18 protein-coding genes are annotated in these 16,743 nt (G+C 61.4%); 11 read left to right on the top strand and 7 right to left on the bottom strand.

All coding sequences use genetic code 11. From position 1 onward, the window contains the following. Nucleotides 1-34: 34 nt before the first annotated feature. The 3 genes from gatA to AB1E34_RS20835 form a co-directional block, all read right to left on the bottom strand. A complete protein-coding gene (gene gatA / locus AB1E34_RS20845; RefSeq protein WP_372574242.1) occupies nucleotides 35-1,522 on the bottom strand; it encodes an Asp-tRNA(Asn)/Glu-tRNA(Gln) amidotransferase subunit GatA in 1,488 nt (495 codons plus the stop codon). Further along, entirely contained in the window at nucleotides 1,522-1,809 is a 288-nt protein-coding gene (gatC, locus tag AB1E34_RS20840; protein ID WP_372574241.1) for an Asp-tRNA(Asn)/Glu-tRNA(Gln) amidotransferase subunit GatC, read from the bottom strand. Before gatC ends, gatA begins: the two co-directional genes overlap by 1 nt. A 913-nt stretch (nucleotides 1,810-2,722) precedes the next feature. Continuing rightward, a complete protein-coding gene (locus tag AB1E34_RS20835; protein ID WP_372574240.1) occupies nucleotides 2,723-3,391 on the bottom strand; it encodes a ceramidase domain-containing protein in 669 nt (222 codons plus the stop codon). Between the two features lie 55 nt (nucleotides 3,392-3,446). Here AB1E34_RS20835 and AB1E34_RS20830 point away from each other — a divergent pair, with 55 nt between their 5' ends. Further along, nucleotides 3,447-4,139 carry a metal-dependent hydrolase gene (locus AB1E34_RS20830; RefSeq protein WP_372574239.1) on the top strand — a complete coding sequence of 231 codons (693 nt, stop codon included), beginning with the start codon at nucleotides 3,447-3,449 and terminating at the stop codon, nucleotides 4,137-4,139. Between the two features lie 56 nt (nucleotides 4,140-4,195). Here the strand turns inward: AB1E34_RS20830 and AB1E34_RS20825 are convergent, their stop codons facing one another. From AB1E34_RS20825 to AB1E34_RS20810, 4 genes are all read right to left on the bottom strand, one after another. Beyond that, on the bottom strand, nucleotides 4,196-4,660 hold the full coding sequence (locus tag AB1E34_RS20825) for a hypothetical protein (RefSeq protein WP_372574238.1): 465 nt from the start codon (nucleotides 4,658-4,660) through the stop codon (nucleotides 4,196-4,198). After that, nucleotides 4,657-5,532, bottom strand: a complete 876-nt coding sequence (locus AB1E34_RS20820; RefSeq protein ID WP_372574237.1) for an N-acetylmuramidase family protein — start codon at nucleotides 5,530-5,532, stop codon at nucleotides 4,657-4,659. The genes AB1E34_RS20825 and AB1E34_RS20820 overlap by 4 nt, the downstream gene beginning before the upstream one ends. Before the next feature lie 128 nt (nucleotides 5,533-5,660). Beyond that, nucleotides 5,661-6,125, bottom strand: a complete 465-nt coding sequence (locus tag AB1E34_RS20815) for a VOC family protein (RefSeq protein WP_372574236.1) — start codon at nucleotides 6,123-6,125, stop codon at nucleotides 5,661-5,663. Between the two features lie 54 nt (nucleotides 6,126-6,179). Further along, complete coding sequence (locus AB1E34_RS20810; RefSeq protein ID WP_372574235.1) at nucleotides 6,180-6,662, bottom strand: nucleoside deaminase; 483 nt, start codon at nucleotides 6,660-6,662, stop codon at nucleotides 6,180-6,182. A 61-nt stretch (nucleotides 6,663-6,723) separates the two neighbouring features. Between AB1E34_RS20810 and AB1E34_RS20805 the strand changes: the two genes are divergently transcribed. The 10 genes from AB1E34_RS20805 (at nucleotide 6,724) to AB1E34_RS20760 (ending at nucleotide 16,732) form a co-directional block, all read left to right on the top strand. Beyond that, nucleotides 6,724-7,557, top strand: a complete 834-nt coding sequence (locus AB1E34_RS20805) for a pseudouridine synthase (RefSeq protein ID WP_372574234.1) — start codon at nucleotides 6,724-6,726, stop codon at nucleotides 7,555-7,557. 176 nt (nucleotides 7,558-7,733) lie between these two features. Next, on the top strand, nucleotides 7,734-8,642 hold the full coding sequence (locus tag AB1E34_RS20800; RefSeq protein WP_372574233.1) for a 5-bromo-4-chloroindolyl phosphate hydrolysis family protein: 909 nt from the start codon (nucleotides 7,734-7,736) through the stop codon (nucleotides 8,640-8,642). A 30-nt stretch (nucleotides 8,643-8,672) separates the two neighbouring features. After that, nucleotides 8,673-9,863, top strand: coding sequence for a toxic anion resistance protein (locus tag AB1E34_RS20795; RefSeq protein WP_372574232.1), 1,191 nt, complete (start codon nucleotides 8,673-8,675; stop codon nucleotides 9,861-9,863). A 5-nt stretch (nucleotides 9,864-9,868) separates the two neighbouring features. Then, nucleotides 9,869-10,843, top strand: a complete 975-nt coding sequence (locus tag AB1E34_RS20790) for a DUF2927 domain-containing protein (protein ID WP_372574231.1) — start codon at nucleotides 9,869-9,871, stop codon at nucleotides 10,841-10,843. Nucleotides 10,844-10,870: 27 nt separating this feature from the next. Next, nucleotides 10,871-12,019 (top strand): SPFH domain-containing protein, encoded by a 1,149-nt coding sequence (locus AB1E34_RS20785; RefSeq protein WP_372574230.1) that lies wholly within the window; start codon nucleotides 10,871-10,873, stop codon nucleotides 12,017-12,019. A gap of 23 nt (nucleotides 12,020-12,042) precedes the next feature. Then, a complete protein-coding gene (locus AB1E34_RS20780) occupies nucleotides 12,043-12,519 on the top strand; it encodes a protein tyrosine phosphatase family protein (RefSeq protein ID WP_372574229.1) in 477 nt (158 codons plus the stop codon). Next, entirely contained in the window at nucleotides 12,519-13,625 is a 1,107-nt protein-coding gene (locus tag AB1E34_RS20775) for a primosomal protein N' (replication factor Y) - superfamily II helicase (protein ID WP_372574228.1), read from the top strand. The genes AB1E34_RS20780 and AB1E34_RS20775 overlap by 1 nt, the downstream gene beginning before the upstream one ends. 17 nt (nucleotides 13,626-13,642) lie before the next feature. Next, complete coding sequence (locus AB1E34_RS20770; RefSeq protein ID WP_372574227.1) at nucleotides 13,643-14,314, top strand: nitroreductase; 672 nt, start codon at nucleotides 13,643-13,645, stop codon at nucleotides 14,312-14,314. A gap of 19 nt (nucleotides 14,315-14,333) precedes the next feature. Then, a complete protein-coding gene (gene dtd, locus AB1E34_RS20765) occupies nucleotides 14,334-14,783 on the top strand; it encodes a D-aminoacyl-tRNA deacylase (protein ID WP_372574268.1) in 450 nt (149 codons plus the stop codon). A 356-nt stretch (nucleotides 14,784-15,139) separates the two neighbouring features. Next, complete coding sequence (locus AB1E34_RS20760) at nucleotides 15,140-16,732, top strand: ABC transporter substrate-binding protein (protein WP_372574226.1); 1,593 nt, start codon at nucleotides 15,140-15,142, stop codon at nucleotides 16,730-16,732. Nucleotides 16,733-16,743: the final 11 nt, after the last annotated feature.

Here is a 16,743-nt window from a genome sequence, read left to right as displayed (position 1 = left end):
ACCATCGTCCTGCTGATTTTGCTACGGCGGGTGTCTACCACCATTTCCCGGCTTTGGCCACAAAACCCGCAGCGGCCTCCAGCGCATAGGCCGTATTCAGCAGATCGCCCTCTTCCCAGGGGCGCCCGATCAGCTGCAAACCCAGTGGAAGCCCTTGTTTGTCGAGCCCGGCGGGCACCGAGATACCCGGCAAACCGGCCAGGTTGACGGTCACGGTGAACACGTCGTTCAAATACATTTGAACAGGATCAGCATCGGTCATCTCGCCCAGACCAAAGGCCGCCGAGGGAGTGGCCGGGGTCAGGATTGCGTCGATGCCTTGGGCAAAGACATCCTCAAAATCCTTCTTGATCAGGGTGCGGACGCGGCGCGCGCGGTTGTAATAGGCATCGTAAAAGCCTGCCGACAGCACATATGTGCCGATCATCACCCGGCGCTGCACTTCGTGGCCAAAGCCCTCGGCGCGGGTTTTCTCGTACATCTCGGTGATGCCGTCGCCCTGCGCCAACTGCGCCCGGTGGCCATAGCGCACGCCGTCATAGCGGGCGAGGTTCGACGAGGCCTCAGCCGGGGCGATCACGTAATAGGCGGGCAGCGCGTATTTCGTGTGCGGCAGCGAGATATCGACGATCTCAGCACCCGCCGCTTTCAGCATCTCGGTGCCATCGGCCCAAAGCTGTTCGATCTCTGCGGGCATGCCCTCCATGCGGTATTCTCTCGGAATACCGATCTTCTTGCCCTTGATGTCACCGGTCAGCATCGCCTCGAAATCAGGCACCGCCAGATCGGCAGAGGTCGAATCCTTGGGGTCATGCCCACACATCGCCTCAAGCATGATCGCCGCATCGTGCACCGACTTGGTCATCGGCCCGGCCTGATCCAGGGAGGAGGCAAAGGCGATGATACCCCAGCGGGAGCAGCGGCCATAGGTGGGCTTGATGCCGGTGATGCCGGTAAAGGCGGCGGGCTGGCGGATCGAGCCGCCCGTGTCAGTCCCGATCGCGGCAAGGCACAGGTCAGCCGCCACAGCGCTGGCCGACCCGCCCGAGGAGCCACCCGGCGTCAGCGGCGCATCGTCATTGCCGCGCCGCCACGGGTTGACAACATTGCCATAGGTCGAAGTCTCGTTCGAGGACCCCATCGCGAACTCATCCATGTTGAGCTTGCCCAGCATGACGGCACCCGCATCGGCCAGTTGCTGACTGACGGTGGATTCGTATTCGGGCTTGAAACCCTCAAGGATCGCGCTGGCGGCCTGGCTTTCCACACCCTTGGTGCAGAACAGGTCCTTGATGCCCACCGGTAGGCCACACATCGCAGGCGCATCGCCCGCCTTGATGCGGGTATCGGCGGCTTGCGCGCGCTCCATCGCGATCTCGGGGGTCTTGTGCACAAAGGCGTTCAGCGCACCAGCATCTTCGATGGCTTTCAGGCAGGCTTCGGTCAGCTCGACAGAGGTGGTCTCACCCTTGCGCAGCAGGTCGCGGGCCTCAGCCAGACCCAGAGTGTTCAGTTCAGTCATTATTCCACCACCTTCGGAACCGCGAAAAATCCCTCGCGCGCATCGGGGGCATTGGCCAGCACCTTGTCCTGCTGGTTGCCGTCCGTCACCACATCCTCGCGCCGTTTCAGCCGCATCGGCGTGACCGAGACCATCGGCTCGACTCCCTCGACATCCACCTCGTTCAGTTGCTCGATGAAGCCGAGGATCGTATTGAATTCCGAGGCCAGCGCCGGCAGCGCGTCCTCCTCGACCTTTATCCGGGCCAGCTTGGCCACTTTGGCGGCGGTGCTTTGGTCAATCGACATCGGTTACCCTCATATGCGTCAGGGGGCATTTACCGCCGCACGCGCCGGGTCGCAAGGGCTGGCGCGTGCGTTTCAAGCTGTCAACAAGGCGCCTCCGAAAGCGCGCACGCCCTGCGCCCGTATGGTCACAGCCACACGACAGGTTAAACAGCGACTATGCGGACTTAGCTGCCGTCTACCATGAGCTCTTAGCTGACGGCCCACAAAACTCACTACAACAAAAGGGGTGAAATCAGGTGGTATCGACCGCGAGCAAACTGTATTGAGCCATCATGTTGATTGATCTACTGAAAAGGCTCTCTAATTCGAGGTGGTTTCTCTGGGCGGGCCTTTCCCCAATCGCCCTCTTCGTGGTTGCCGGTGTTGCGAGTGGTAAGGCTTGGCCAGCACTGGGAGGGTTAGCGTTTTTCGGAAGCATGTTTGCCGGAATAGCGTTAGGCGGACTGGCCGCTAATCGCCTTAACAGTCTCTTCTTTAAAGCTAATCCGGCCATTGGCAACAGACTGACCACAGCCTTTCATGCATTCGGCTTTTTGTCTTTGCCTGCAATTGTTGGTTGGTGGGCAAATACGTACCTTGCGGCCGGTATTGAGATGGCCTCGCTTCGGGAGCACTTGTTTTGGGCTTGTGCAATCAGCGTCGTAGCATTCTGCCTCGGGCCTGCAGAGCCAGAAAGGTAAACGGAGTCCTGTGGGCGGTAAACTGGTCTGATTGGCGATACTAGCTGGTTTCGGATCATTTGCCTTCGAGACCTTTAGACGCATGCACTGTGGGCTCTTTTCGGCCATTGACCGGCCTATCGGGCGAGCCGCTGTTCCAACTCCTGCATCAGCCCGCCGATGACCAGGACGTCCGCTTATAACTCTGCCATATCATTTCCCTTCTTGATCGCGCTGCGCTTGCTCGGCTCCGCTCAGGTTGTCGCCACGCCTCTGCCTTCCGGGCGCATGTGACGCCGGTAGACCTCGATCATCCAGCCCAGCATGATCGCGTTCAGGATGTGCCAAAGGAAATGCGTGCCCATTGGTGACACTTCACAAAACGGGCCGTCCAGTGCCCGCAAAGTGATCGACCCGATCAGGATCACCGCCCCGAGGGTCATGCCCCGCGCGGTATCCGGCGCGCGCGGCCTGAGAAAAACCGCAAAGATCAGGATCAAGAGCGGCACCGGTGCATAGGCTGCGGAGCCTCCAAGCCCCGGAACCAGTTGGAAAAGCGGCGCGGTGATAACCGCATAGGGCAGGAACAGCACCGTCAGACCCAGAGCGGGCCACAGGCTCAACCCCAGAAAATCACGATTGACCCCATAGAAATAGACCAGAATGAACAGCCCGATCGGCACCACATCCACGATAGCCGCCCAGACCCGTGCATGGGTGTGGAACAGATAGCTGCCCACCCCGATCAACGCCAGGATCGCCACCAGCGCCATCGCCAGTGGCAGGCCCTGCCCCCGCACGCGGCGCCACATGATAAACGCAGCGATCAGAAAACCGGCATTGGTCACCGCATTGATCGGCTCGGCCCAGTACCCCGGGTCCAGCCGTTCGCAATATCCATCTATTTCGCGCATCCACTCCATGGCTTTTTATTTAGCGGATGCTAGGTTGCGGCCAACAGAAAAAAGGAGTGACCTCATGGACATCATCTGGCTCGGCCATGGCAGCTTTCGGATCGAAACCGGCGACAAGGTTCTGCTGCTTGACCCGTGGCTGACCGGAAATCCGGTACTGCCCGAGGACAAACACAACGACGCCATCGCCGGGGCCACCCATATCCTGCTGACCCATACTCATTTCGACCATGTGGTCGATGTGTTGCCACTGGCAAAGAAACTCGGCGTGCCGGTGGTCGGCCAATACGACCTGATGGGCTATTGGAGCGAGGCCGAAGGCATCGAAACGGTGGGCTTCAACAAGGGGGGCACGGTCGATTTGGGCGGCATCAGCCTGAGCATGGTGCCCGCTTCGCACAGCTCGACCTTTTCCACGCCCGAGGGGCTGCGCACCGGTGGTAGCGAAGTGGGCTTCATGCTGTGCGCCGAAGGCAAGACGGTCTATTTTTCCGGCGATACCGACATCATGGCCGATATGGACTGGATGGGAGACTATTACAAACCCGATATCGGCGTACTGAGCGCGGGCGGTCATTTCACCATGGACATGAAGGGCACGGCCTATGCGGCCAGGCGGTACTTCAATTTCCAGACCGTGATCCCCTGCCACTACAAGACGTTCCCGATCCTCGAACAATCGGCACAGGACCTGATCGACGGGCTGCCCGGTGTCGATGTGATCGAACCCGAGGTTTTGAAGGCGATCACGGTCTAGCCAGATTGGCTGCGCCGCGCCCGGCTCACGCATCCCGGGCGCGGCGGCACGCGCGCCTATTGGCTTAGCACATCATTCAGGTCGGCCAGCGTTTCGACCGAGCTTTGACGATTCGCCAACGTTTCGAGCAGGCTGTCATCCACCACCCACTGGTCGCCATCCAACCGCAGAACGAGCGGCCCCACATAGCTGGATCGCGGCGTCGGGCGGAACCGGTATATCGCGCCGATCATGTTACGATCGGGACCAACCGTACCGAACTCCAGAAGCGCATCACAGGACATCATCTCGGTACTGCCCTCGCCCACCGTCACGACCCATCTGGCCGCTGCACCCTCGCCGATACGGAAACCGCACCGCTGCCCGTTGCGCAGCAACGGGGCATCCGACCCAAGATACTCGGTAAAGGGTACCACATGCAGATTGCCATGATCGCCCAGATCCAGCATTTGGCTCCAGGATTGCGCCTGCGCGCACCCCGCCAATGCGATCAGGCCAATCGACAGAACAAATCTTTTCATTGCGTGGGTACCTTCGCAGCGTAACGCCGATAGGCCGCCGCCATCCGCGTATCATACTGGTTGTCGCGATAGTTTTCGCCGTTGTAGCGCGCGGCGAAACGGGTCCAGTCCTTGGCAATAATCGCCTGGGACAGCACAGTGTCGTTCTGAATGAACGCGACGAAGGCCTCCAACTGCCGCGCGGTGCTGGTATTCATGTCAGTCACAAAGGCGAAGACATCCGCATGACCGGTTTGTGTGTAATTCGCGCCCATGATCTGGAAGCGGCCCCAGGACGCCGATTCGAGCGCCGCGCGTTCGTTAAGTGTCGCGGCGGCGGTGAGCTTGTCATATTGCTGGCCAAAGGTGCCATAACTCCCGCCATAAGGACCTGAAAGATGTGGATGTGTCAGGTTATAGGCGCTGTTGGTGCGGTCGCGAAAATAATGCCGCTCATACAGGATCGATGGGCGCCCATCGTCAAGCCACGCCCCGCGTGGCGATTCGACCTCGGCCACCGCCCGGATCGCCGCCACCTCGCAACCCAGCGTCTGCGCTGCCCCGGCAAATGCCGTATCACTGATCGCATCACCATCTCGGCGAAAACAAAAGTTGAAGACATCGTGGCGTGGCGCGGGGATGTTGGGCAGGTTCAGACGCCGCAGCGTGAACCCGTTCGGGTCGACGCGGCCATCTGCGACGCGCAGGGCGCAGGCCCCGATCTGAAACGCCGAAATCGCGGTGATCAGCGATTGATCCGCAGGCCCATCCTCGGGCAGATCGCGCTCGGTGCCCAACCAGATGCGATGACGTCTGAGCAAGGCCCGAACGATCCGCACATCCCCTTCGGCGTTCGCGCCATCCTGCCCTACGCTACCGGTAATCCGCTGCATACTCAAAACTCCAAAATACCCTTATGGTTGTATTTCTTACAGAGCATCCAGGCCTATGGCCAACAAGATCATGCGCCCGCCCGATGGCTCGGCGAATTGCCGCCGCCAAGCCCTTAGCTGTGGTGGCTTTAGCGGCGTTTCCAGGCGGAATAGCTGTCGACACCAAACCCCGGATCAGCAGGGGCGTCCATCACATGCAGCATCTCGATCGAGTGTCCGTCCGGATCCTTGAAATAGATCGACAGCGCTGGCATCCAGCCGATCACAACCGGTTCGGATACCTGTTCGCCATAAAACCCCTGTGGCGAAATACCTTCCGCCGTAAGCCTGTCGCAGCTATCAAGGATCACTTCCTCAGTCGCACGAAACGCAAAATGCAGGGTCATGTGCAGTGGTCCGTGCCCCGCCTGCCAGAGCCCCAGCATCCCGGTTCGCGCGTCACCGACAAACAGGAACGCCACGTTCCGCTCTTGAATCACTCTGGCCAGTTCCAGCCCCAGCCGATCTCGATAAAAGGCCACCGACCGCTCCAGGTTGCAAACCGGAAGATGCGTCTCGTAAAGACCCTGAATATGTCCACCGATCTGGTGCATAGCCGCTCTCGTTCTTGATTTGCAAGCAGCCTAATTGCTCAACCCCGCTTTAGATCAAGGCCCGACATCGAAGTTTTGCCCGCAGCCGCCCCGGCGCTCGGCAAAGAACGCCTTGAGCAGCCGCTCGGCTTCGTCGGCAGCAATGCCATCGTAAATCTCGGGCGTGTGATGCGTCTGCGGATGGGTGAAGACCTGCGCGCCATGGGCGACACCACCCGATTTCGGATCGGCGGCGCCATAATAGATGCGCCCGATCCGGGCTGCGGCCAATGCGGCGGCGCACATCGCGCAGGGCTCCAGCGTGACATAGAGGTCATGGTCCGGGAGCCGTTCCGACCCGGCGGCCGCGCAGGCCGCGCGCAGGGCCAGAATCTCGGCATGTGCGGTTGGGTCGTTCAACTCGCGTGTCCGGTTTCCGGCGGCGGCCACCACCGTGCCGTCGGGCGCGACGATCAAGGCCCCCACCGGAACCTCGCCGCGCGCGGCAGCCGCGCGCGCTTCGTCCAGCGCTTGCGCCATATGGGATCGGAACACCATGCCCCTGACTGCCGCACATCTTCGGCTTTCGCAAGCGGGGCAAATGGTCTAAAGCCCGGCCATGAGCACCACACCCCCTCCCGGCGACCGGATCGCCAAGGTTCTGGCCCGCGCCGGGATCGCCTCGCGCCGTGAAGCCGAACGCATGATCGCGGCCGGCCGTGTCACCGTGAACGGCAAGATGATCGACAGCCCGGCCCTGAACGTCACCGCCAGTGACCAGATCACCGTGGACGGCAAACAGGTGGGCGAGCCCGAGCCCGCGCGGCTCTGGCTCTACAACAAACCCACCGGACTGGTGACCACGACCAGCGACGAAAAAGGCCGTAAGACCATCTATGACGACCTACCCGAGGAGTTGCCACGGGTTATGAGCGTTGGGCGGCTTGACCTGACTTCCGAAGGGCTGCTGCTGCTGACCAATGATGGCGGCGTCAAACGCAAGTTGGAACTGCCCTCGACCGGATGGCTGCGCAAATACCGGGTGCGGATCAATGGTCGCCCCAAGGACGAGGATTTCGCACCGCTGCGGCAGGGTCTGGTGATCGATGGCGAGCGGTTCCAGAAAATGATCGTGACACTGGACCGCCAACAGGGTGCAAATGCCTGGGTGAGTGTTGGTCTGCGCGAAGGCAAGAACCGCGAAATCCGACGCGCAATGGAGGATATCGGCTTTGCCGTGAACCGCTTGATCCGGGTCTCCTATGGCCCGTTCCAGCTCGGCAATCTCAAGCAAGGCGAGGTCGAAGAAGTGCGCCGCCGGGTGCTGCGCGACCAGCTTGGGCTGGATGCTGAAAGCAAACCCGCTGACAAGCCAACAGGCAAACCAACCGGCAAACGCCCCACCAGGCCCCAACGTCAGCGCAGGAGCGGGCCTAAAAACCCTCGCTCGTGAGGGCTTTAGCGCAACCTTCCCCCTAGCAAGGGGCGCCTGCATCGCCTAGATTCGCGTCAACGTAGCCGCAATCGGGGGAGTCATGTCTCAATCTGGCATCCAAAAGGCCGCCTTTATAGGGCTTTTGATCCTGATGCTGGGTGTCGCCACCGGCTGGATCGGCGGGCTCTGACGCCATGGCACAGAAATTCGGCGGGAAATACAGCCCGCAATCGCAGGATGACGCCGCCCAAACGGCGCCCTCGCGCGGCCAGTTCGACGGGGCGCGGGTCGATCCGGCGGGATTCCGCACAAACATTCTGTTCCTGCCACCGCTGCTGATCGCGTTCTTTTCGCTCAATGACGGGGCCGTGGGACTGACCATGGGGCTGGTTGCTGCCGCCCTGCTGGTGCTGGCGGCGTGGCTTCTGCGCGAAGGGCTGCGCGCCGAAAGCGCCTATCGCGCGCGCAAGGTCGCACGGCGCCCGGCCTTTCCGCGCAAGATTTTCGCCTCTGCCCTGACCGGGCTTGGCATCGGCCTGACCGCCTACAAGAACGACCTCATGGATGCGGGCACCGCCAGCCTGCTGGCCCCCGTGCTTTATGCTCTTGCCACTGCCGCGCTGCATGGCACCGCGTTTGGCGTTGACCCGATGAAGGACAAGGGCATGGAAGGTATCGACACCTTCCAGCAGGACCGCGTCGCCCGCGCGGTGGATGAGGCGGAAACGCTGCTTGCTGACATGAGCGACGCCATCAAACGCGCCGGTGATCGCAAGATCGAGGCACGGGTCGAACGGTTTCAGACCACCGCGCGCGAGTTGTTCCGCACCGTCGAGGAAGACCCTCGTGACCTGACCGCCGCGCGTAAATATCTGACCGTTTATCTGCGCGGCGCGCGCGACGCCTCTGTCAAGTTTGCCGACATCCATGCTCGCACCCGCGACCCAAAGGCGCTGGCCGACTACACGGCGCTTCTGGATGATCTGGAACAGAACTTCGCCGCGCGTACGCGCAAGATGCTGCTGGATGATCGCAGCGATCTAAATGTTGAAATTGAGGTGCTGCGGGAGCGATTGCAGCGCGAAGGCGTGCGGCTGGACTGAACCGCGCGATTTTGAATAGGGGAGTTTTTCATGTCAGACACCGTTCGTAAGAAGGCCGAAGAAGCGACCGCCATCGTCAAAGAAGTGACCGAGATCGAATTGCCCCAGCCGCAGAACGCGATTGTTCCGCTGGAAGAGGCTGACGAACCGGTGAAGGCCGAAATCCGGCAACGGATGGACGAGATCAACATGGATGACACGAACTCGATCGTGTCCTTCGGCTCCGGCGCGCAGGCCGAATTGCAGGAGATCAGTCAGGCCATGCTGGCGGATGTACGCAACAAGGATGTGGGACCGGCCGGGGACTCTCTGCGCAATATCGTCACCACGATCCGCGGTTTTTCGGTCAGCGAACTGGATGTACGGCGCAAGGCAAGCTGGTGGGAAAGGTTGATGGGCCGGGCCGCGCCTTTCGCCAAGTTCACCGCGCGTTTCGAAGAGGTGCAGGGCCAGATCGACAAGATCACCGATGACCTGCTGGGCCATGAACATACGCTGCTCAAAGACATCAAATCGCTCGACCTGCTCTATGACAAGACACTGGGCTTCTATGACGAACTGGCGCTTTACATCGCGGCAGGCGAGGAAAAGCTGACCGAACTCGACAGCACCGAAATTCCCGAAAAAGAAGCTGCGGTCGAGGCCGCGCCCGAGGAAGAACAGGTGATGAAGGCGCAGGAGTTGCGCGATCTGCGCGCCGCGCGTGATGATCTGGAACGCCGCGTGCATGACCTGAAGCTGACGCGGCAGGTGACGATGCAATCCCTGCCCTCAATCCGGCTGGTGCAGGAGAACGACAAATCGCTGGTGACCAAGATCAACTCGACCCTGGTCAACACCGTTCCGCTCTGGGAAACGCAACTGGCACAGGCCGTCACCATCCAGCGCAGCGCCGAGGCGGCGGCGGCCGTGCGCGACGCCAATGACCTGACCAACGAGCTGCTGACCGCCAATGCCGCCAATCTGCGCGAAAGCAACAAGATGATCCGGCAGGAGATGGAGCGCGGCGTCTTCGACATCGAAGCGGTCAAACAGGCCAATGCCGACCTGATCGGCACCATCAACGAAAGCCTGCAGATCGCCGACGAAGGCAAGGCCAAGCGCGCCGCCGCCGAAGAGGAGCTCAAGAAGATGGAGACCGAGCTGCGCGACACGCTGGCCTCTGCCAAGGCACGCAAGGATGGTCTGGGCGACACCGCCTCCACCGCGGTTCCCGGCTGAGCCAAATGCGGCGCGCTCGGGCACAATCGCGGATCGGGGTGGCCCGGATCGGGGCCGCTGCCCTGCTTCTGGCGCTGCTTGGGGCGTGCGAGCAGGGTCTGCAGACCTCGCTGACGCCCCCAGCCCGCCCTGCCGGGCTGGTCCCGGCAGAGCCCGTTCTTGTTGCGCCGTCAGCCAAAAGCCAGGATTTGGCGCGCTATTACGAGAAGGTGCAGAATGATCTGCTGACCCGCGGCCTGCTGCGCACTGATGGCGGCGGTCCGGACACGCCCTATGATTCCGAAGATCTGGTCCGCAATTTCGAGGTGATCGCCTTTTTTGACGAGTATTCCCAGGCCGCTGTGCCGCTATCCAGCCGCCGCGCCAGCGGACGGCTGAGCCGCTGGTCGGGGCCGGTGCGGATCAGCACCGAGTTCGGCGCCTCGGTCCCGCTGGAGCGACGCGAACAGGACGCGCGCAACGTCGCCAACTTCGCGGATCGTCTCGCGCGGCTGACCAAACACCCGATCACCGCCAGCAATCGCAACCCCAATTTCCATGTTTTCGTGGCTGGCGAAGACGACACGGAATTTGTTCAGCAGCGCCTGAAGCAGATCATCCCCTCGATCAGTGCAAACGAACTGGCGCTGTTCGACAACCTGCCGCGCTCGTTTTATTGCCTTGTTGTGGCGGTCTCGGCCAATGGCGCGCCGCAGAACTATACGCGTGCGGTGGCCTTGATACGGGCCGAGCATCCAGACCTGGTACGGCTCAGCTGCATTCACGAAGAGATTTCGCAAGGGCTTGGCCTGCCCAATGACAGCCCCGCCGCGCGGCCTTCGATCTTCAACGATGACGACGAATTTGCATTGCTGACCAGCCATGACGAAAAACTGCTGACAATGCTGTATGACCCGCGCCTGCGACAGGGCATGACAGCCGATCAGGCGCGGCCCGTGTCCGAGGTTATTGCGCGGGAACTGATGGGACCTTCATCATAGGCCCGAAGACAGGAGAAAGACTGCACCATGGGTATTTTTGATTTTCTTTCCGGTGAATTCATCGATGTCATCCATTGGGTCGATGACACCCGCGACACCATGGTCTGGCGGTTCCAGCGCGAAGGGCATGAGATCAAATATGGTGCCAAGCTGACCGTACGCGAAGGGCAGTCAGCGGTGTTTGTGCATGAGGGGCAGTTGGCGGATGTCTTCACGCCGGGGCTCTATATGCTCGAAACCAACAACATGCCCATCATGACGACGCTGCAGCATTGGGACCACGGCTTCAAAAGCCCGTTCAAATCCGAGATCTATTTCGTCAACACGACCCGGTTCAACAACCTCAAATGGGGCACCAAGAACCCGATCATGCTGCGCGATCCCGAGTTCGGACCCACCCGCATCCGGGCCTATGGCACCTATACGGTGCGGGTGAAGGACCCCGCCAAGTTTCTGATCGAGATCGTCGGCACCGATGGTGAGTTCACCATGGACGAGATCAGCTATCAGATCCGCAACATCATCGTGCAGGAGTTCTCCCGCGTTATCGCCAGTTCCGGTATTCCGGTACTCGATATGGCCGCCAATACCGCCGATCTGGGCAAGCTGATCGCGGCCGAGGTCTCGCCGGTGGTTGACGCCTATGGGCTGGAGATGCCGGAGTTTTATATCGAGAATATCTCACTGCCGCCTGCGGTCGAGGCGGCGCTGGACAAGCGCACCTCGATGGGGCTTGCGGGTGATCTGGGCAAGTTCACTCAGTATTCTGCCGCCGAAGCCATGACTGCCGCCGCCAACAATCCCGGCGGGGGTGGCGGCATGGGCGCAGGGCTTGGCATGGGAATGGGCGTGGCGATGGCGCAGCAACTGGGGAACATGGCAGCGGGTCAGCCGTCGGGCCCGTGGGGGGCGCCCGCCCCCGCTGCCACGCGACCGTCAGCGTCTGTGGCGCCGCCGCCCCCACCCCCGGTCGAGCATGTGTGGCATATCGCGGTGGATGGGCAGACCTCGGGGCCGTTTTCCAAGGCCAAGCTGGGTCGCATGGCGACCGCTGGCGAGATTACCAGAGAAACCTTTGTCTGGACCGCCGGCCAGGATGGCTGGAAACGCGCCGAGGACGTTCAGGAACTGGCGCAGCTATTCACCATCCTGCCGCCCCCGCCGCCGGGCGCCTAGCGCAGGAACAGGAAGGCCGTTCCATGGCGCAACTCACTGACATTCTCAATTTCCGGCAGGTGAATGACCGGCTCACCCTGTCGGGTCAGCCCAGCGAAGACCAGATCGCTGCCCTGGCCGAGGCCGGGGTAACGGATATCATCAATCTTGGGCCGCACGACAACAAGGGCGCACTGGTGGATGAACCGGGCAGCGTCGCATCGGCTGGAATGGCGTATCACTATATCCCTGTAGATTTCGACGCCCCGTCAGAGCAGGACTACATCGCCTTCACCAACACCATGGCCGCGCTCGGCGATGCGCGCGTGCATGTGCATTGCATTTACAACGCACGCGTATCGGCCTTCATGTTGCGCTATGCCCGTGAGGGGCGTGGCGACGTGCCCGCCGCCGAAGCGCTCATGGAGGGCATCTGGCGGCCAGGCGGCGTTTGGGCCGTCTTCCTTGGGCACGAGGGTGATATCGACCAACCTAACCGTTATCTGGGCTACGATTATTAATGACCCAAGACCAAAGCGCGCCCCTTTCCGAACACCGCTTTCCTTGCGATCAGTGCGGGGCCGATTACCGGTTCGACCCATCCGGCGGGGCGTTGGTTTGCGGCCATTGCGGCAACACCGAACAGATCAGCGCCGGGCCGTGGAAAAGCGGTTCTCTGCGCGAGCTGGATTTCGATACCGCTATGGCGCAGGCCCTGCCCGAGGCCGAGATCGAAGAGACCCGCGTGCTCTCCTGCCCCAATTGCGCGGCGCAAGTGGAGTTCGACCCCGACACCCATGCCGCCGAATGCCCGTTCTGCGCCACCCCGGTGGTGACCGGTACCGGCGTCAACCGCCATATCAAGCCGCGCGGCGTGCTGCCCTTTGCGCTGGATGAGCGTAGTGCTCAGAAAGCCATGTCGGACTGGCTGGGCGCGCTCTGGTTCGCGCCCAACGGTCTGAAAGAGTACGCCCGAAAGGGACGAAAGATGCAGGGTATCTACGTGCCCTACTGGACCTTTGATGCGGATACCAAATCGCGCTACCGGGGCGAGCGAGGGATCGTCTACTACGAGACCCGAACGGTCATGCGCGACGGCAAGCGGGTGCAGCAACAGGTGCCCAAGGTCCGCTGGACGCCCAAATCGGGCCGCGTGGCGCGGTTCTTCGATGACGTGCTGGTGCTGGCCTCACGCTCTTTGCCAAAGAAATATACCGACGCGCTGGAACCCTGGGACCTGCCCGCGCTGGAGCCCTATCAGCCCGAATATCTGGCGGGCTTCCGGGCCGAGGCCTATACGGTCGAGCTGAAAGAAGGGTATCGCGAAGCGCGCGACCATATGGATCGCGTGATCGAGCGCGATGTGCGCTTTGATATCGGCGGTGACCGGCAGCGCGTGCATGGGGTCGAAACCACCGTCTCTGACGTGACCTTCAAGCATATCCTGCTGCCGGTCTGGCTGGCGGCTTACAAATTTCGTGGCGAAACTTATCGGTTCGTGGTCAATGGCCGCACGGGCCGCGTTCAGGGCGAACGCCCCTGGTCGGCGATCAAGATCGCCATCGCGGTAACACTTGGCCTGCTTGTGGCGGCCGGTGTCGGTTATGTGGTTGCAACCAACCAGTAGCGCAGAAAGGGCAGCGGATGGATCTGCACGCATTGGATATGTTGATGGCAGAGCGGCACTCCTGCCGCGCCTTCGCGCCGACCCAGATTGCCAAACCCGAGATCGAACAGATTCTGGCCACAGCCCGACGCACGCCAAGCTGGTGCAATGCCCAGCCCTGGCGCGTCGATCTGACAAGCGGTGCCGCAACGGACAGGTTTCGCACGGCTTTGACCGACGAGGTGCAAGGCGCGGCGCCGAACCCCGATCTGCCTTTCCCAAGCTCCTATAGCGGCGTTTATCAGGACCGGCGGCGGGCCTGTGGCTGGGCTCTCTACGAGGCGGTGGGAGTTACCAAGGGCGACCGTGCGGGGTCGGCGCGCGAGATGATGCGGAACTTTGCGTTGTTCGATGCCCCTCATTGTGCCGTCATCTCAAGCCCGGCGGAACTGGGTGCTTATGGCGCAATGGATTGCGGCGGCTTCGTCACCGCATTTTGTCTCGCGGCACAAGCGCTTGGCATCGCAACCATCCCGCAGGCGGCGGTGGCCAGCTATGGCCCATTCCTGCATCGGTATTTCGACATTCCGCAGGATCACCTCATCCTGTGTGCAATCTCGTTCGGCTATTCTGATACACAGCATCCGGCCAACGGATTTCGCACTGAACGGGCGGAACCGGATGACTTCACCCGCTGGCACGACGATTGAACAGGAGGCGGCAGGCACAATGCGCGCATTGATCCAAAGAGTGTCAAAGGCCCGTGTCTGCGTTGACGGAGACAGTGTCGGACAGATCGGCGCTGGCCTGCTGATCCTTGTTTGCGCCATGCGGGGCGATGATGAGGGGGAGGCTGTGCAACTCGCCTCCAGGGTCGCCAAGCTACGGATTTTTCGCGACGACGCTGGCAAGATGAACCGCTCGATCCGGGACATGGGCGGTGCGGCGCTGGTTGTCAGCCAGTTCACGCTGGCCGCCGACACCAGACGCGGCAACCGACCGGGGTTTTCCGAGGCGGCTGCACCGGATGAGGGCAAGCGGCTTTATGAATACTTCGCCGATCAGCTCCAGAGCCACGGCATCCCGGTCGAACGGGGCGTTTTTGGCGCGGATATGGCCGTCGAGCTTACCAATAGCGGGCCAGTCACGATCTGGATGGACAGCGCAGACCGGCGCTGATCTCTGTAAGAAGGGCCGGATACGGCAGGAATCACGGTAGGCCGCAATGCGCGCATCAGGTCTCGGATTGAGGCTACCGAGGCGCCGATCTCTGGCGCAGGGTCCAATAAAACATGAAAATAGAAAGTGAGCCCCACCCTTCCCGCCGCCCGACGGGCTTGCTTTCAAGCTGGGAAACGACAGTATCACCACGCGATGCGACACTCAGTTGCGAATTTGGCGCCGCCCAAGAGGGTTCCGTTCGGCAACAATGGGACATTAAGCCTTGCCGGGCGGTAGGAAATACGCAAACCTTGACCCATCAATCAACAAAAAACCGCGCGCCAAACGCGCAGCTCATCAACCGGGAGATCTCGATGAACGACCAACTCGACTATATGTCCGGCCGCGTGACGGCTGGGAAAATGACACGCCGTGAGTTCATGGGCAAAGCCGCCGCACTGGGTGTGTCCGCAGCCGTCGCCAGCACCATGTTCGCCAAGGCCGCCAAGGCCGCCGATCCGGTCAAGGGCGGTACATTCCGCATGGGGGTTCAGGGCGGCGAAAGCACCAACACGCAAGACCCGGCGCTCTATGCATCCGACGTGCCGATCGCGGGCGGCTTCCACTGGGGCGAAACGCTGGTCGAAGTGGACAACAAGGGCCAGCTGAACGGGCTGGTGGCCGAAAGCTGGGAAGGCTCCGACGATGCCAAGACCTGGCGCTTCAAAATCCGTCAGGGTATCGAATTCTCGAATGGCAAGACCGTGACCGCCGAGGACGTCAAGCGGACGATTGAGCGGCACACCAACGAGGATTCGAAATCGGGCGCTCTGGGCATCGTGCAGGGCATCGAGTCGATGAAAGTTGACGGTGATGTCATTGAGATGTCTCTGGAAGCCGGCAATGCCGACATGCCCTATCTGATCGCGGATTATCACCTGATCATCCAGCCCGATGGCGGCTTTGACAATCCCAACGCGGCGATCGGTACCGGCGCCTATGTTCTGGAATCCGATGAACCGGGCGTGCGGATGCAGTTCGTGCGCAACCCCAATTACTGGGCGCTGGACAAATACGCGCATTATGACGAGTCCGAGATTCTGGTGCTGAACGACGCCACTGCGCGGACCGCTGCGCTGCAATCGGGTCAGGTGGACGCGATCAGCCGCGTCGAGCCAAAAATCGCGCAGTTGCTGGCACGTGCTCCGAATGTAACCGTCAACAACGTCTCGGGCCGTGGCCATTACGTGTTCATCGCCCATGTGGACACCGCGCCGTTTGATTCCAACGAACTGCGGCTGGCGTTGAAATACGCGATCAATCGCGAGGAATTGGTGGACAAGATCCTGCGCGGCTATGGCGGTCTGGGCAATGATATCCCGATCAATGCGGCCTATCCGCTGTTTGACGATACCATCCCGCAGCGCGCGCATGATCTGGAAAAGGCCAAGGAGCATTACGCTAAGTCCGGCCATGACGGCTCGCCCATCATTCTACGCACAGCCGATGGCGCCTTTCCGGGCGCGGTGGATGCCGCCGCCCTCTTCCAGCAGTCGGCGCAGGCCGCCGGTATCCCGCTGGAAATCAAGCGCGAGCCCAATGATGGCTATTGGTCGGAAGTGTGGAACGTACAGCCCTTCTGCGCCTCCTACTGGTCGGGCCGCCCGGTGCAGGACCAGATGTACACCACCGCCTATCTGTCCACCGCCGACTGGAACGACACGCGCTGGAAACGTCCCGAATTTGACGAGCTTATGATCAGCGCGCGGGCCGAAACGGACGAGGCCAAGCGGAAAGAGATCTACTCCAAGATGGGTCGCATGCTGAACGAAGAAGGCGGCCTGATCTGCCCGATGTTCAACGATTTCATCGACGCGGTCTCGACCTCGGTGCAAGGCTATGAGGGCGACCCGAATGGCGAGCTGATGTACTGGAAGGCCCCCAAGAAGACCTGGAAAACGGCCTAAGGTCCGGACGG

Source organism: Ruegeria jejuensis (assembly GCF_041537905.1).
Taxonomy (GTDB): Bacteria; Pseudomonadota; Alphaproteobacteria; order Rhodobacterales; family Rhodobacteraceae; genus Ruegeria_C.
This window is presented reverse-complemented; position numbering and strand designations above follow the sequence as displayed.

Excerpts from the sequence above, each read along its gene's own strand:
- AB1E34_RS20770 (WP_372574227.1), top strand. The coding sequence starts at position 13,643 with ATGGATCTGCACGCATTGGATATGTTGATGGCAGAGCGGCACTCCTGC.
- AB1E34_RS20830 (WP_372574239.1), top strand. The coding sequence starts at position 3,447 with ATGGACATCATCTGGCTCGGCCATGGCAGCTTTCGGATCGAAACCGGC.
- AB1E34_RS20800 (WP_372574233.1), top strand. The coding sequence starts at position 7,734 with ATGGCACAGAAATTCGGCGGGAAATACAGCCCGCAATCGCAGGATGAC.
- AB1E34_RS20785 (WP_372574230.1), top strand. The coding sequence starts at position 10,871 with ATGGGTATTTTTGATTTTCTTTCCGGTGAATTCATCGATGTCATCCAT.
- gatC (WP_372574241.1), bottom strand. The coding sequence starts at position 1,809 with ATGTCGATTGACCAAAGCACCGCCGCCAAAGTGGCCAAGCTGGCCCGG.
- gatA (WP_372574242.1), bottom strand. The coding sequence starts at position 1,522 with ATGACTGAACTGAACACTCTGGGTCTGGCTGAGGCCCGCGACCTGCTG.
- AB1E34_RS20795 (WP_372574232.1), top strand. The coding sequence starts at position 8,673 with ATGTCAGACACCGTTCGTAAGAAGGCCGAAGAAGCGACCGCCATCGTC.
- AB1E34_RS20835 (WP_372574240.1), bottom strand. The coding sequence starts at position 3,391 with ATGGAGTGGATGCGCGAAATAGATGGATATTGCGAACGGCTGGACCCG.
- dtd (WP_372574268.1), top strand. The coding sequence starts at position 14,334 with ATGCGCGCATTGATCCAAAGAGTGTCAAAGGCCCGTGTCTGCGTTGAC.
- AB1E34_RS20780 (WP_372574229.1), top strand. The coding sequence starts at position 12,043 with ATGGCGCAACTCACTGACATTCTCAATTTCCGGCAGGTGAATGACCGG.
- AB1E34_RS20805 (WP_372574234.1), top strand. The coding sequence starts at position 6,724 with ATGAGCACCACACCCCCTCCCGGCGACCGGATCGCCAAGGTTCTGGCC.
- AB1E34_RS20825 (WP_372574238.1), bottom strand. The coding sequence starts at position 4,660 with ATGAAAAGATTTGTTCTGTCGATTGGCCTGATCGCATTGGCGGGGTGC.
- AB1E34_RS20810 (WP_372574235.1), bottom strand. The coding sequence starts at position 6,662 with ATGGTGTTCCGATCCCATATGGCGCAAGCGCTGGACGAAGCGCGCGCG.
- AB1E34_RS20760 (WP_372574226.1), top strand. The coding sequence starts at position 15,140 with ATGAACGACCAACTCGACTATATGTCCGGCCGCGTGACGGCTGGGAAA.
- AB1E34_RS20820 (WP_372574237.1), bottom strand. The coding sequence starts at position 5,532 with ATGCAGCGGATTACCGGTAGCGTAGGGCAGGATGGCGCGAACGCCGAA.
- AB1E34_RS20815 (WP_372574236.1), bottom strand. The coding sequence starts at position 6,125 with ATGCACCAGATCGGTGGACATATTCAGGGTCTTTACGAGACGCATCTT.
- AB1E34_RS20790 (WP_372574231.1), top strand. The coding sequence starts at position 9,869 with ATGCGGCGCGCTCGGGCACAATCGCGGATCGGGGTGGCCCGGATCGGG.
- AB1E34_RS20775 (WP_372574228.1), top strand. The coding sequence starts at position 12,519 with ATGACCCAAGACCAAAGCGCGCCCCTTTCCGAACACCGCTTTCCTTGC.